Source organism: Ligilactobacillus sp. 110_WCHN, from assembly GCF_030518115.1.
GTDB classification, from domain to species: Bacteria; Bacillota; Bacilli; order Lactobacillales; family Lactobacillaceae; genus Ligilactobacillus; species Ligilactobacillus aviarius_C.
On the sequence record NZ_JAULLI010000003.1, the window covers coordinates 53,827 to 67,957 of the forward strand.

The following is a 14,131-nucleotide window of genomic DNA, read 5'->3' on the forward strand; positions in this document are numbered from 1 at the left end:
TTGTCATAATAATGCAATCATTCAGTAATAATTTTAATATTATTTGGGTCAACGTTTGCGTGAGTATATTTTAAGGGGATGAAGCAAATGTCTTCAAAGGGAAATATGAAAGATAAAGTAATGAAAGTGATTGGTAAGATTTCCAATTCACGCCATATGATCGCGTTGCGGGATGGAATCGCTCAAGCCGTTCCGTTGATCGTAATTGGATCGGTGTTCATGATCATTGGACAATTTCCAATCCAAGGATACTTGAAATTTATGGCGCACACATTCGGACCGCACTGGAATGTCGTTATCCAACAGATCACATATGCTTCATTTGATTTGATGGGATTAATTGCGGTAATCGGGATTTCATATAACCTGACTAAGAGTTACGGCGACGTTGCACCGCTTCCAGCCGCACTGGTTGCGATGTGCGGGTTCTTCCTGACGATTCCATTTTCAATGCACAAGGATGGCACATTTTGGATTCCGTTGGATCAATTAGGATCAACCGGATTATTTATTGCCATTATTATCGGGCTGTTCTTAACTGACCTTTACGTTTGGATGGTTCATAAGAAGATCACGATCAAGATGCCAGCCAGCGTACCACCAGCTGTAAGTGATTCATTTACAGCCTTGTTCCCAGGTTTCTTCTGCTTATTGCTTGTTTGGGTGATTCGGATGGGAGTTTCATTCACACCGATTGAGACCATTCCAAACCTGATGCAATTCATTTTCAAGCCATTATCAGTTGTTGGAACAAGTTTACCAGGCGCATTGATTTGTGAATTCTTAGTTTCATTCTTATGGATCTTCGGGATTCACGGGGCCAACGTTGTTTCAGGTGTGATGACGGCAATTTGGTTAGCAGCCATGCAACAAAATGCAGTTGCCTTTGCCGCTCACAAAGCATTACCAAACATTGTTACCCAACAATTCTTTGATAACTTTGTTCACATTGGTGGTTCAGGGGGCCACATTAGGACTTGCAATTATGATGATCATGTTTGCCAAGAGTGACGAATACAAGACATTGGCTAAGTTGGAAATTGCTCCGGCATTCTTCAACATCAATGAACCATTAGTCTTTGGGTTCCCGGTAGTTATGAACCCGTTCATCGCGGTTCCATTTATCGTGGCTCCATTATTGAATGTTTTGATCACCTACTTTGCAATGGCTAGCGGAATCGTTGCTAAAACGATTGGAATCATGGTTCCATGGACAACTCCAGCAATTATTTCAGGTTACTTGGCAACCGGTCATATTTCAGGGGCTGTATTGCAGGTTGTCTTGATTGCAGTTGATTCATTGGTATACGTATACTTCTTCAAGAAGGCTGATAAGCGCAAAGCTCAGGCTCAAATGGCAAATACCAAGAAGGCGGAAACGCAAGCTTAAATCACATTTAAATATTTTGATAATGCTTTTCAAGTTATGGTGAAGGTGCTATAATTTAAGTGTGAAGAAAGCGCTATCAAAGCTAGAATATTAAGATTTATGAGGTGAATAAAATGGCTAAATACACAATTATGTTAAACTGCTCAGCAGGAATGAGTACAAGTTTGTTAGTAACAAAAATGCAGGCAGCAGCAAAGGAAAAGGGCATTGATGCCGACATTTTTGCAACGGCTGCAAGTGATGCGCGTGCGCAATTGGATTCAAAGACAATTGACTGCGTTTTGCTTGGACCGCAAGTTAGTTACATGCAAGATGACTTTAAAGGAATGCTTGAAGGCCGTAAGAACAGCTTAGGCAATGATATTCCATTGGCCGTTATCGACATGCAAGCATACGGCATGATGGACGGTGAAAAGGTCTTAAACCAAGCAATCAGCTTGATCGAAGGCTAATCTGATACTAGGAGAGATAATTAATGGCTGAAGAACAACCAAACTTAGAAGCAACAATGGGCTTGATCATGAACGGCGGCAACGCCAAGGGATTTGCCTTTGAAGCAATTCGGGCTGCCAAAAAAGGTGATTTTGAAGAAGCTCATAAAAAATTAGATGCAGCGGACCAAGCTTTGAACGAAGCTCACAATTCGCAAACGGAAATGTTAACTAAAGAAGCTCAAGGCGATCACCAACCGGTAACATTGTTAACGGTTCATGCTCAAGATCATTTGATGAACGCCATTACGTTCCGGGATCTTGCTGGTGAAATGGTTGATATGTATGAACGAATTGCAAAATTAGAAAAATAAATCACAAAAAGGTGCAGGGAAAAGCTTAACTGCACCTTTTTCATTAAGAAAGGATGAGTTTTCACATGAAACGCGAACTGGGAATTTCAGTTTATCCCGACCATAGTGATCCGGAAAAGGATAAGGCATATATCAAAAAAGCAGCCGATTTAGGATTCATACGGTTATTTATGAGTATGCTTGAAGTTCAAGACGGCAAAGAAGCAACGGCGGCTAAATTTAAAAACATTATTAGCTTTGCACGTGATCACGGTTTTGAAGTCATTTTAGACATTAATCCGGGAATTTTTAAGCAACTTGGAATTTCATACGATGATTTAAAATTCTTTGCCGATCTTGGGGCCAGCGGAATTCGGCTTGATGAAGGCTTCGACGGCTTGAAGGAATCATTGATTTCATATAATCCGTATGGGTTAAACATTGAATTGAACATGAGCAATAACGTTGCTTACTTGGACAACATTTTATCGTATGAAGCAAACGTTCCGTACATTTACGGGTGCCATAACTTTTACCCGCAAGAAGGCAGTGGATTGCCGTATGGTTTCTTTGTTAAATGCAGTCAGCGGTTCAAAAAACATGGGATCAAGACATCGGCATTTGTTACAAGTCAAGATGCTTTGACTCAAGGCGGTCCGTGGAACGTAAACGATGGGTTGCCGACCCTTGAAATGCACCGGCATTTGCCAATCGCCGTTCAGGCTAAGCACTTATTTGCAACGGGACTGATCGATACGGTCATTATTGGAAACTGCTATGCTTCGGATGAAGAACTGGAAAGTTTAGCAACGCTTGACCGTTACTGCATCACTTTAGATGTTGCTTATGTTCCGGAAGTCAATCCAATTGAAAAGACGATTTTGGAAGATAACCTTCATTTCCGCCGGGGCGACATTACCGTAATGACGATTCGGTCAACGCAGGTTCGGGTCAAATACGCTGATCAGCCGAACCCGCCGCATGATAATGAACACGAATTCAAACGCGGGGATATTGTTATCGGCAATGATGAGTTTGGCCGGTATAAAAATGAATTACAGATCGTTTTGGAACCGCATCAGGATTCGCGGAAAAATCTGGTTGGCCGAATTCCCGAAAATGAAATTTTTATGCTCGATTACATCAAGCCATGGAGCAAATTTAAATTCGAAAATCATAATTAAAAATCAACAATAATTTATCTGAAAAAAGAGATCAAATATCAGTAAGGATGCGGATTAGAACCGTATTCTTATTTTTTATTGACCAATTAAGACCGATTAAAAATCGTTATCCAGAATCACCAATAAATATTTCAAATATTTTGTCATATCTTTTAGAATAGGAAATGGATGCTATAGGAAAAGGAATGGATTAGTTATGGGCAAATTAAGTGTAACGGAAATTTTGCATAAGCCGTTTACAAGCCGTAACCTGTTATACGTTTTTAAAGGAATTTTGGTCGGCTTGGTAACTGGAGTGGTTGTAAGTATTTTCCGGTTGATTATTGATAAGACGATGAAGGGATTATATTTCATTTATCCCTATATGGTAGCCCATCCAAAGACAATTATCATATACGTAATTGCGACGATTATTTTATGTATCGTGCTTGGATTTATTATCCGGCCGCAGTTGTTTTACGTTAAAGGATCAGGTGTTCCGCAAATTGAAGCGGTAATGGATGGCCAACTTGAAATGCATTGGTGGGCCGCACTGTGGCGGAAGTTTGTTGGCGGATTACTGGCAATTTGTCCAGGACTGTTTCTTGGGCGGGAAGGTCCATGTATTCAAATGGGAGCCTGCATTGGTCAAGGGTTTTCAGAAGAAGTATTCCATGGTGATAAACAAGACCGGAATATCATGTTGGCATGCGGAATTGCAGCCGGATTATCAGCTGCTTTCAGTGCCCCATTAGCGGGCGCGCTTTTCTTGGTTGAAGAAATCACCTTGGGGTTTGCCTCAGCAACGGTTTGGTTGGCTGCGTTGGCGGCTGCAGTTGCTTCAGACTTAGTGACCCTCTTATTCTTCGGGTTAACACCAAGTTTACACTTTATCTATGATTACAGTGTTCCGGTTAAGGATTACTGGCAATTGATTATTTTAGGAATTATTTTGGGGTTATTTGGAAACCTGTACCAACGGGTGATCTTAAGTCTGCCAAAGTGGTACGGCAAATTGACCATTATTCCAAAAGCATGGCACAGTATTGTTCCATTGCTGTTGGTAATTCCGATTGGGCTGTATTACGTTAAGATCTTAGGTGGAAGTCACAACTTCATCTTAGACTTAACGAGTCCGCATTTTATTAATTATTTAAGTGACCACTTACCAGCAATTGGTTTTGTCGCTCTGTTGTTGCTTATTCGGTTTGTCTTTTCGATGATTTCATACGGGGCATCAACGCCGGGTGGAATTTTCATGCCGATTTTAGTTTTGGGAGCAACGAGCGGCGCCCTTTATGCAAGTATCATGATCCATGCCGGATTATTGGCAAAGGGTTACTTCTTGAACATCGTAATTTATGCGATGGCTGCTTACTTTGGTGCGATTGAAAAAGCACCGTTTACGGCCGTTGTCTTGATTTCAGAAATGGTCGGCAGTATTAAACACATGATGCCGTTGCTGGTTGTAACGTTAATCGCATACGTTATTAATGATTGGCTTGGCGGCCGTCCAATTTACGCTGCATTGAAGGATGAAATGATGAGCTCATTGGATAATCCGCGGAAGAGTGCGGAATTAACGGGGTTAAGAAGTTAGGAAGTAATTTAATTGTGAAAGCTTTGCTTATCGAACTCCAAGGAAAAGTTATGATTTCATAGCAGAACGTTCACAGATAATTCATAGGTCGTCATTAGTATTATAGACATAGTAATTCATAAATATATTCCACTGATTTCTATCCCTCTTGAAATGGTGGAAGATGAAATTACAATCCTAAAATAATATCCTAAATATACTTCCTTTTCACAAGGCCTGGTAGTTGGCGTCATTGGAGCGCTGGCTGACAGGTCTTGTTTTTTTAGAACATTTTGGGCGATAATAGGAAAAGTGATTTAAAAAGCAAAGAGGTAATATCATGGAACAGAAACACGGTAAAGGAAGTTTCTGGGGACTTGTTCCGTTGCTTACTTTCTTGGTGCTGTATATTATTACAGGCGTTTCAACTCAAAATTTTAACAGTATGCCATTGATGATCGGGATTTTGATCGCATCGGCTGTGGCATTGATGATGCATCGAAAGGGCGAAGTCGACCGGACAACGTTTGCGGAACGGGTGACAAAGTATTGTGTTGGCGGCGGAGATGATGGCCTGATCTTAATGGTAATCGTCTTTTTGCTTGCTGGTGGATTCTATGGCGTGTCGAAGGGGATGCACGCAGTTGATGCAGTTACCAACCTGGGATTGGATATTTTGCCAGTCAAGTTAATATTACCCGGGTTATTTGTGATCGGTTGTATTATCAGTTTCGCAATGGGAACCTCAATGGGGACCGTGGCGGCATTAATGCCGATCGGAGTTTCCTTAGCGTTGAAAATTCACGGCAACATGGCATTATTTTGCGGAACGGTCGTTGGAAGTGCGATGTTTGGCGATAATTTGTCGATGATCTCGGCCTCGGTAATTGCGGCAACGCGGACCCAGGATGTCAGTATGATGAAGAAGTTTAAAACGAACATCGCGATGCTTTTGCCGGCAATCATTGTTAACTTGGTTTTGTTAGCAATGCAACCAGTGGGCCAAGGAGTGCATTTAAGCGGAAATCATCCCTATGATTTGTTGAATCTTTTGCCGTATATTTTGGTTATTGTTCTTTCATTTACGGGGATGCACGTTATTTTAGTATTGACCTTGGGGATTTTGGCCGGGGTTGCAATTGGCGTCTTTCATGGCGATTTTTCACTTGTAAAATCAATGACGGTTATTCACAACGGAATGATGAGCATGGAAGACATGGCATTGATTGCGATTTTGGTTGGCGGTTTAGTCGCCTTAATGGATTATCTGGGCGGAATCGACTGGATCATCAATGCACTGACCCGCAAAATTAAGTCCGCAAAGGGCGGCGAGTTTGCGATTGCCGGGCTGGTAAGTTTACTGGACATTATTACAACGAATAACACCGTTTCAATCATCACGGCGGGCCCTCTTGCCAAAGACATCGGTGATCAGTTTGGAATTTCAGCCCCACGGATCGCAAGCGACCTGGTTACCTTTTCATGTGCCTTTAACGGATTGATTCCGTATGGCGGACAGTTACTGGTCGCTGCGGGGTTGGCGAAGATTTCGCCAATGCAGATTGTGCCATATAGTTGGTACTGCTTGCTGATGCTGGTATCAAGTATCGGATTTATTTTGTTGAGTCGGGATAGGAATTAGGTTAAAGGAGAGAAGATATTTTGAAAAAGTTAAAAGAAACCGATGTACCTGTATATCTCATGTTTATATTTTTTAGTATCCTTTTTGTGTTACCAATATGTCATTTGCGAATGAGCGATGATTTAGCTTTTCATATTAATCGGATTCAAGAGCTAAGTCAATGTTTAAGAAGAGGAAGTTTGCCTCAAATATATACATATACCTTTGGAAAATTCGGATATCCAATTGGAATTTTTTATCCGCAATTAACAATCATTCCTTTTGCTATTTTCTCAATGATTCTTCACAGTACAGTAAAGGGAATTTACGCTGGAATGATCTTTTTTACATTTTTAACGCTTACATTTACGTATATTGTTTCTAAGAAATTATGGCAAAAATCAACCGCAATTTGGATTAGCATTATATACACCTTTAGTTGTTATCGATTTATTGATATGACAACACGTTTTGCTCTTGGTGAAGCATTAGGAATGACCTTTCTACCATTAGCTTTTTATGGCTTGTATGCAGTCATGAAGGGCCGTTATAAAGACTGGCCGTATCTTGCTTTTGGGCTTGCAGCGATAATGTTGTCGCATATTCTATCTACACTTATTGTGGTTATATTCCTAACAATAATTTTTATCGGACTGTTATTCTTTATAAGAAAAAATATTAAAGAAAGATTTATCGCATTAATTAAAGCTATTTTGACATTTATAGCAGCCACACTAACTTTTACCGTTCCATTTTTGATTCAAAGTAGCTATCAGAAAATTGTAACTCCTGGTGCTCCCAATATCCCAGAGGTTTATTCGGTGAAAAGAGAATTTTATAATACCATATTTAGCAGTTGTGGAAATGAATTGGCTAAATCACCAATAACAGGACTAGTTGGTGGATATACAATTGGGCTAACTGAATTTTTAGTTATTGTTATTGGAATTATTATGTTTAAAAAATTAGACAATGTTAATAAGTCACTATTGGTCTTAGGAGCGTTGATATATTTTCTACAATACATACCACAATTTTGGAAGTTAGCATGGGAGACGCCATTGAAAAATATCCAATTTCCATGGAGAACTTTGATGGTAGCAAGTTTCTTTTTAGCAGTTGTTGGTGGAAATCTAATTTCAATTTTAATGACGAAGAAAAATCAATATATTATTGGCATGGTTTCTCTAGCAGTGATTTTAATTCCTTGGGGGATGGGCGTTTATTCATACGAAAAAATTGCTCCTCGAATTACAGACATTAGTAAAATATCTCCAAGTTGGGGAATATCACAATATACTCCTAGCAGTGCACAGAATTCCTTGGGAAATGTTGCTAATCACGTAGCATTTGTAAATCAAAAGCCTGTCAAGTTAAATAACAATGAAGTTATTAGCTCACCAAATGAGCTTGCTTTTAGAAGCTCAGCATTTACGCATAAGGGATCAGTAACTTTACCATTATGCTATTACAAAGGGCTTAAAGCATATCAAAATGGAATTTTATTAAATTCTGATAATAATAGGGGAATTATGGCTGTTAAAAGTAACGGAGAAAGTAATACAATTCGCGTTAAATATCAGCGATCGGTAATTGAAAAGGCGGCAAATCTAATTAGTTTAATAACCTGGCTAGTTATGTTTGGAATGTTGATCATGAAGAAAACGAAAAAGAAAAATGATTTGTTAGGAGAAAATAATTTTGAGAGATAAAAAGACAGTTTTAAAAAACGGATTGATTATTCTTATCTTTTTTGCTTTGAGTTGCATATTTATGTCTTCTTTTATAGAAATAAACAAGTTTAACGTAGTATCTGATAGTAGTTTTCATTTAACCCGAGCAAACGAAATCTATCAGAACCTGAAACAAGGAAGTTTATTTACTTTTATCGCAACTCATACTTTTAACCATACTGGAGTGGCCAATTTTCTATTTTACCCGACGGTATTTTTATATCCGCTAGCTTTATTAAGATTTATTTTTAACCCAATTACGTCGATCTATATTTGGGTAGGAATGTTTTTATTCTTAACCTTAGTGATTGCATTTTATTCAATGCTGGATTTTTCTAAGAGTTATTTTCGGAGCTTTATCTTTGCGTTGATTTATGCTCTTGTGCCATATCACCTATATCTTGGAATTTGGAATGGGGTGTATGGTGAATACGTTGCGTATACCTTTATTCCATTAGTATTCTTAGGGCTTTACCATGTTTTATGGGGAAATAAAGATAAATGGTTGATTCTTAGTATGGGAATGACGTTGTTATGTTTCAGTCACATTCTAAGTGTTTATATTGCGACCTTTTTATGTATTGTACTATTTCTGTGTAAAGTTTTAACTCAAAAATTACCTGCTAAAAGATTGATTAACTTACTTAAAAGTGTTTTTGTTACGGTTTTGTTAGCAGGATGGGAATTTGTTCCGTTTTTAACAGATTATTTGGGACAGAATATTGAAGCTCCGCGGAAACAATTTTATTTTTTACATAGTTTTGATGATTTAGTAAATGGATCTTTACAAAATACATGTGGGGGGGGGTATTGCCTGTGGCCAGACCTTAGGAATTACCCTAATTGTCACACTATTTATTGGAATTATATTTACAAGAAATTCTAGCAAGGAATTAAGTTGTTATATTGTAGGGGTAATTTTGGCGATTGTATCAACTACGGTTGTTGACTGGAGTGCGCTGTCTCATAATACTATTGCATTAAATACTTTAGGAATTATTCAATTCCCATATAGATTATTATCATATGCAAGTCTATTTTTAGCGATTACGGCTTCATATATAATTAGTCAATCAGTTCATAATTTAACCAGAAGCAAGTATAAAAAGGTACTGGTTATGTTGGGAATGATTTTTATCGGAACTATAGGATATTTTGGATCAGTTCAGCCAGCGCTGGATCGGATAACTAACGAGAAACAAGAATATCTTTTAAAATTACAATCAACTCAACAAATCCCTAGCTCAATTATCGATAAGGCTAACTACTCCAATCTATTTACTGGATCCACGAATACAGGAGAAGAAGATTATTTTCCTAAAAAGGCCTTTAAAAATGTAACATCAATTTTAGAGGGAACGGTAATTTCGAATGGAAAATTACTAAGTTATCAGCGTAAATTTTATCCTAATATGGAAAAGTATTTTATCAACACAGACAAAAATGTGACCGTTGATTTACCAATCATTGCATATCGTGGGACGCTAGTAAGTGTTAATGGACACCTTTATTCGTATGAAATAAGTCAAAGGGGAACAGTTAAAATTACTTTAAAGAAAGGGAAGAATGTAATCGATGTTAGTTATAAAGTAAGCCATTTATACTATGGAATGCTGATAATTGCAGGAATTACGCTTATTGGAATTTTTATTAGAAGAGTTCGATTTAGGAATAAGAAAAGAGCAGATGTCTAAAATAATTGTATTATGCTCGAACATTAACTGGTAGATAAGAGTTTAGAAAAGCTGTTTTTAAGATTCGCAGTCATTATAAAATCGTTCATGACAATATTGATACTACAATTCCAAATGAGAAATGCTTCTTTACAATTATGAGTGCATTTGCAGAATTAGAATCTGATATGATTAGTGAACGAACCTGTGATGTCTAAAAAAAGACAAATAAACATAAGATTAATAGGAAAACAAAACGACGTGTCATCAAGTTAAATGATGGTGGAGTTTCAAAAACAAAAATCGCTGAAAATGCTGGAATTTCCTTGGGCAATATTTACAATATCATCAATTCTTTTCCTAAATAAATTTGCAAAAAACGTCCGATTATTGCAATTGTAAATATTACAATTAAAAACAATAAAAAATACTGGTTTATTAGCCTTTTTAGTAGGTACATATAAGCCAGTATTTATTTTACAAAAAAGGAACGTTTTATATAGACGTCTTATATATAAATAATTTTTAAGGTAGTTATTTAGGCTTTTAAGACTAAGGAAAGGGAGTAATCAAATGAATTATTCAAGAGTGGAAAAATATCGTAATCAAAAAAGTAAAAAATTCAAAAAAGGGTTAGCAACAGCCTTAATGGGTACGGTTCTTGTATCACCGATTGCCTTACCATCAAGAACGGCTGAACAAGTTGAAGCCAATGCAATGGTAAATCAAGGCATCATGCCAAATGCAACGGCTAGTTCAATCGCAACGCCAGCTGGTCATGCAACTGCTGATAAAGCCAGTGACAAAGCCGGCAATCAAGCTGCTAAGAACGACGGTTCAAGTGCTAAAGCTGACAACAAGAGCGGTAACAAAGCTGATAACAAAACGAATGATACCCATGCAACAGCTAATGGTTCAAGCCAAGCAGCTAACCATGGATCACACGCTAGTTCAGCTACAAGCTCAAGCGTAAATGGTGGTAAGCACGATCAAGCAGCTGCAAGTTCATCAGCTCAACCAGCTACATCGAACTCACAAGCTTCATCAAGCAAACCGGCTTCATCAACCGCTAATAAGCCAGCTGACAAGCCAGCAACCAGCGGTTCACAAGCTTCAAGCTCACAAACTAGTTCAAGTTCACAAAGTACACCGGCACAAGGAAGTTCATCAACGACTCCAAGTCAAAACGGTTCTTCAACCGCTCCTTCACAAGGAAGTAGTTCACAAACGCCAAGTCAAGGTAGTTCTTCAACAACCCCTTCACAAAGCGGTAACACAACAACTCCAAGTCAAGGAAGCTCATCAACGGCACCATCACAAGGAAGTAGCTCACAAACTCCTGACTACAACAATGGTGTAGTTAATGCCGATGGTACAACGAACTATCAAGCAGCAATGAACCAACAAGGCCCATGGGATGGCCAATCAACATCAACGGATGATTTCGGTCGTTCACAAGCTGAACAAACATGGAAAGAAAATCACCCGGGTGCTCAAATGACAGGTCAAACATATTCCGATGGTTCAACATCACAAACTCCTGTTTACTCAGGACAAGATGACATGGAAAATGCAGCTCGTCCACAAATGAGTCAACAACAATTAGATGATACAAATGCAGCTATGCAAAAGAATGTAGATGCTTCACAAACATTTGGCAACGGCATTCAATGGGTATCATCTGATTATCAAGGTGAAGTTGCTGGAACACAAAAGATCACTGTTGATAACCCAGTTAATACGCCATATGAAAACTACACAGATCATGCAGGTCAAATCGACGCTAATGTTGTTAAACAAGCATACTCAGGTACAAGCCCATATGGTGTAACTGCTACAATACCAGATGGTGCACACTATGTAAGTTCAACAATCACAAACGCAGGTCAAACTGGCGGTGCTGACGGATTATCAGTAAATAATGTTAACTTAACATTCTACAAATAATCATTTTAGAAATTTATCCTAAATAGCTATCTTACGAATAACCTGCTGCAAAGCAGGTTATTTTTTTTATTAAAAAAAACAATTAAAACACAATAAAATGTAATATTATATTATTGTTTAAAGCATTGTGTTTTCAACCTTTACATACTATCATAGACTTGTAAGGTTATTAGATTCTAGAAAGGAGTAATTATAATGGCAAACATTAATTTAACTTCGAGTAATGAACTTATTTTTACCAATAAAGATCAATATGCTGACTTCAAAGAAAGCTTAAGCCAAATATCACAACATCGAAAAAAAATATTACATCAAGTCTTTAATAAACAAAATGATAAATTAAAGGAAATTAGAATTGATAATGGTAATTGAGGATGGCATTTTAACGACTGATGTTTTTGTCAAACAGTATGGTGAAGATGAATTAGAAAAACGAATAAAAAAATTTGATTGTTATGATCCTAAAAACAAAAAATGTTTAAAAAAGTATAGAAAATATAAAAAAGAATGTAATAGTATTAATATTTTTTTAAACTCTAACGCACATTCATATAGTAAATTAAACTATGTTAAAACTTATCTTTTGATTATGAATAACGAAATTGCTGGTTATGCTAGTTTGAGGATGGGTGAATTAAGATTAATAAAAAACTTTAAAACAGATCATCATTTTCCTAAAGCATTAAATAATACATCTCTAGATGATGGTGGGCGTTACTCTTCGTTAATAATTGATTATTTTGCTATTGATAAAAAATATCAGCATAAATATATTGGCTCTTCTTTTATGAAAAAAATATTTGAAATTGCTACTTCATTAGCTGAACAAGCAGGTTGTACAATTTTAAAAATTAGCAATGCCGTAGAGTCAGCAAGAGGGTTTTACGATAAATTTAAATTTACAGTTCCGAACTCACGAAATAATAATGGAACGTGTGATTTAGCAATGTCTATGCTGGAAGTACGAGAAACATTAAAAGAAAATAAAGAACACTAATATAAAAATATCAAGCTACTATTAACGGTGTAAGTAAAGTAATTTAGCAAAATGATATTACACAAGTTTAAATGTCATCAATGCTGAGCCAGCCAGTGCCACTGATAGGATTATCAGCAAACAATGTTAACTTAACATTCTACAAATAATCATTTTAGAAATTTATCCTAAATAGCTATCTTACGAATAACCTGCTGCAAAGCAGGTTATTTTTTTTATTAATTAGATACGGGAAATATCCTCCCCTGTCTAGCTTGCTTTGAGCATTTTTAGTTAATTGTCGAATAGTCGTAGTTTTTCTTCGATTATTTTTAGATTTTTATAGAAAAAAACAAAACATGCACAGTATGCACACAAAAAAACAGGCATAAAGCCTGCTATATCAACGATTATCATACTTCTCCAAACAAAATTTGCACATTGGCTAAATTTGATGTGCATCTGGTGTGCACGAACATTATTTTTTATCTATAATTAAGTATAATTTGTGATTTGAAAATAAATCAAAACGAACGTTTCATAAGGTTTTAACAACCTAATAAATCTTACTTAAGCTATCTATCGGATTTGAACCGACGACCCCCACCTTACCATGGTGATGCTCTACCTGCTGAGCTAAGATAGCAAATTAGTACTTTGTAAGTATATTATATTATCGATAAAGATGCAACAAGAGAAGGAATTTATCAATGAAAAAATTAATTATTTTATGCGGTGCTTCCGGGACCGGCAAAACAACGATTCAAAATTATCTGTTAAAACAATATGGAATTCCGCGGGTATTAACGCATACGACCCGAGCAAAACGCAAAGGTGAAAAGGACGGGGTGGATTATTATTTCGAAACTCCAGCTAGTTTTGCCCAAAAACACTATTTTGAGTCGGTAACCTATGATGGAAAGCAATACGGTTCTTCGCGTGAAGGGCTTGAACGGGCTTGGCAGAAAAATTCAATCGTTAGCTTGGTAGTGGACACTGCCGGTGCGGTTGAATATGTTAAGCGGCTGGGAAAGCAGGTTAACGTATGGCACATTGAAGTTTCGGATAAAGAAGTGTTGAAAGAGCGATTGTTAGCCCGTGGCGATGATGCACAAGCGGTTGAACAACGAATCAACAGCTATGAAAGTCAGCGGGATTTACAGATTCCAGCTGAGATCCAAAATAATACGCAGGTGATCGTGAATGATTGCTGGGAAAAAACAACTCAATTGATCGATCAACTTATTCAGAAAAGATAGCGAAAA

The 14,131-nt window shown here is 37.3% G+C and carries 13 protein-coding genes, 1 tRNA gene and 1 pseudogene; 14 read left to right on the plus strand and 1 reads right to left on the minus strand.

The genetic code is table 11. The features are described from left to right. The first annotated feature begins 78 nt into the window (after window positions 1-78). The 13 genes and pseudogenes from Q3C15_RS01850 to Q3C15_RS01905 all read left to right on the plus strand — a co-directional run bounded on the left by Q3C15_RS01850 (window position 79) and on the right by Q3C15_RS01905 (window position 12,887). Window positions 79-1,390 (plus strand): annotated as a pseudogene (locus Q3C15_RS01850) (PTS sugar transporter subunit IIC). A gap of 113 nt (window positions 1,391-1,503) precedes the next feature. Further along, the gene (locus Q3C15_RS01855) at window positions 1,504-1,842 is read left to right on the plus strand and encodes a PTS sugar transporter subunit IIB (protein WP_064207572.1); all 339 of its coding nucleotides are present in this window, start codon (window positions 1,504-1,506) and stop codon (window positions 1,840-1,842) included. 23 nt (window positions 1,843-1,865) lie between these two features. Next, the gene (locus tag Q3C15_RS01860; protein ID WP_057827120.1) at window positions 1,866-2,195 is read left to right on the plus strand and encodes a PTS lactose/cellobiose transporter subunit IIA; all 330 of its coding nucleotides are present in this window, start codon (window positions 1,866-1,868) and stop codon (window positions 2,193-2,195) included. A 65-nt stretch (window positions 2,196-2,260) separates the two neighbouring features. Continuing rightward, window positions 2,261-3,358, plus strand: coding sequence for a DUF871 domain-containing protein (locus Q3C15_RS01865; RefSeq protein ID WP_302703755.1), 1,098 nt, complete (start codon window positions 2,261-2,263; stop codon window positions 3,356-3,358). A gap of 196 nt (window positions 3,359-3,554) precedes the next feature. After that, a complete protein-coding gene (locus Q3C15_RS01870; RefSeq protein WP_302703757.1) occupies window positions 3,555-4,937 on the plus strand; it encodes a ClC family H(+)/Cl(-) exchange transporter in 1,383 nt (460 codons plus the stop codon). 319 nt (window positions 4,938-5,256) lie between these two features. Beyond that, window positions 5,257-6,558 carry a Na+/H+ antiporter NhaC family protein gene (locus Q3C15_RS01875; protein WP_302703759.1) on the plus strand — a complete coding sequence of 434 codons (1,302 nt, stop codon included), beginning with the start codon at window positions 5,257-5,259 and terminating at the stop codon, window positions 6,556-6,558. Between the two features lie 20 nt (window positions 6,559-6,578). After that, the gene (locus tag Q3C15_RS01880) at window positions 6,579-8,249 is read left to right on the plus strand and encodes a hypothetical protein (protein WP_283601009.1); all 1,671 of its coding nucleotides are present in this window, start codon (window positions 6,579-6,581) and stop codon (window positions 8,247-8,249) included. After that, the gene (locus Q3C15_RS01885; protein ID WP_302703762.1) at window positions 8,239-9,156 is read left to right on the plus strand and encodes a 6-pyruvoyl-tetrahydropterin synthase-related protein; all 918 of its coding nucleotides are present in this window, start codon (window positions 8,239-8,241) and stop codon (window positions 9,154-9,156) included. Before Q3C15_RS01880 ends, Q3C15_RS01885 begins: the two co-directional genes overlap by 11 nt. Before the next feature lie 34 nt (window positions 9,157-9,190). Further along, entirely contained in the window at window positions 9,191-9,964 is a 774-nt protein-coding gene (locus Q3C15_RS01890) for a hypothetical protein (RefSeq protein WP_283601007.1), read from the plus strand. Between the two features lie 80 nt (window positions 9,965-10,044). Beyond that, window positions 10,045-10,161, plus strand: a complete 117-nt coding sequence (locus Q3C15_RS08680; protein WP_368045392.1) for a recombinase family protein — start codon at window positions 10,045-10,047, stop codon at window positions 10,159-10,161. A gap of 355 nt (window positions 10,162-10,516) precedes the next feature. Beyond that, a complete protein-coding gene (locus Q3C15_RS01895) occupies window positions 10,517-11,890 on the plus strand; it encodes a hypothetical protein (RefSeq protein ID WP_283601006.1) in 1,374 nt (457 codons plus the stop codon). 195 nt (window positions 11,891-12,085) lie between these two features. Beyond that, window positions 12,086-12,262 (plus strand): hypothetical protein, encoded by a 177-nt coding sequence (locus Q3C15_RS01900; protein ID WP_283601005.1) that lies wholly within the window; start codon window positions 12,086-12,088, stop codon window positions 12,260-12,262. Beyond that, window positions 12,252-12,887 (plus strand): GNAT family N-acetyltransferase, encoded by a 636-nt coding sequence (locus Q3C15_RS01905; protein WP_302703819.1) that lies wholly within the window; start codon window positions 12,252-12,254, stop codon window positions 12,885-12,887. The genes Q3C15_RS01900 and Q3C15_RS01905 overlap by 11 nt, the downstream gene beginning before the upstream one ends. 552 nt (window positions 12,888-13,439) lie before the next feature. Here the strand turns inward: Q3C15_RS01905 and Q3C15_RS01910 are convergent. Then, window positions 13,440-13,512 (minus strand) — tRNA-Thr (locus tag Q3C15_RS01910). 64 nt (window positions 13,513-13,576) lie between these two features. Here Q3C15_RS01910 and Q3C15_RS01915 point away from each other — a divergent pair. Next, window positions 13,577-14,125, plus strand: coding sequence for a guanylate kinase (locus Q3C15_RS01915; protein WP_302703764.1), 549 nt, complete (start codon window positions 13,577-13,579; stop codon window positions 14,123-14,125). The last annotated feature ends 6 nt before the right edge of the window (window positions 14,126-14,131 follow it).

Excerpts from the sequence above, each read along its gene's own strand:
- Q3C15_RS01900 (WP_283601005.1), top strand. The coding sequence starts at position 12,086 with ATGGCAAACATTAATTTAACTTCGAGTAATGAACTTATTTTTACCAAT.
- Q3C15_RS01870 (WP_302703757.1), top strand. The coding sequence starts at position 3,555 with ATGGGCAAATTAAGTGTAACGGAAATTTTGCATAAGCCGTTTACAAGC.
- Q3C15_RS01875 (WP_302703759.1), top strand. The coding sequence starts at position 5,257 with ATGGAACAGAAACACGGTAAAGGAAGTTTCTGGGGACTTGTTCCGTTG.
- Q3C15_RS01860 (WP_057827120.1), top strand. The coding sequence starts at position 1,866 with ATGGCTGAAGAACAACCAAACTTAGAAGCAACAATGGGCTTGATCATG.
- Q3C15_RS01905 (WP_302703819.1), top strand. The coding sequence starts at position 12,252 with ATGGTAATTGAGGATGGCATTTTAACGACTGATGTTTTTGTCAAACAG.
- Q3C15_RS01855 (WP_064207572.1), top strand. The coding sequence starts at position 1,504 with ATGGCTAAATACACAATTATGTTAAACTGCTCAGCAGGAATGAGTACA.
- Q3C15_RS01865 (WP_302703755.1), top strand. The coding sequence starts at position 2,261 with ATGAAACGCGAACTGGGAATTTCAGTTTATCCCGACCATAGTGATCCG.
- Q3C15_RS01915 (WP_302703764.1), top strand. The coding sequence starts at position 13,577 with ATGAAAAAATTAATTATTTTATGCGGTGCTTCCGGGACCGGCAAAACA.
- Q3C15_RS01895 (WP_283601006.1), top strand. The coding sequence starts at position 10,517 with ATGAATTATTCAAGAGTGGAAAAATATCGTAATCAAAAAAGTAAAAAA.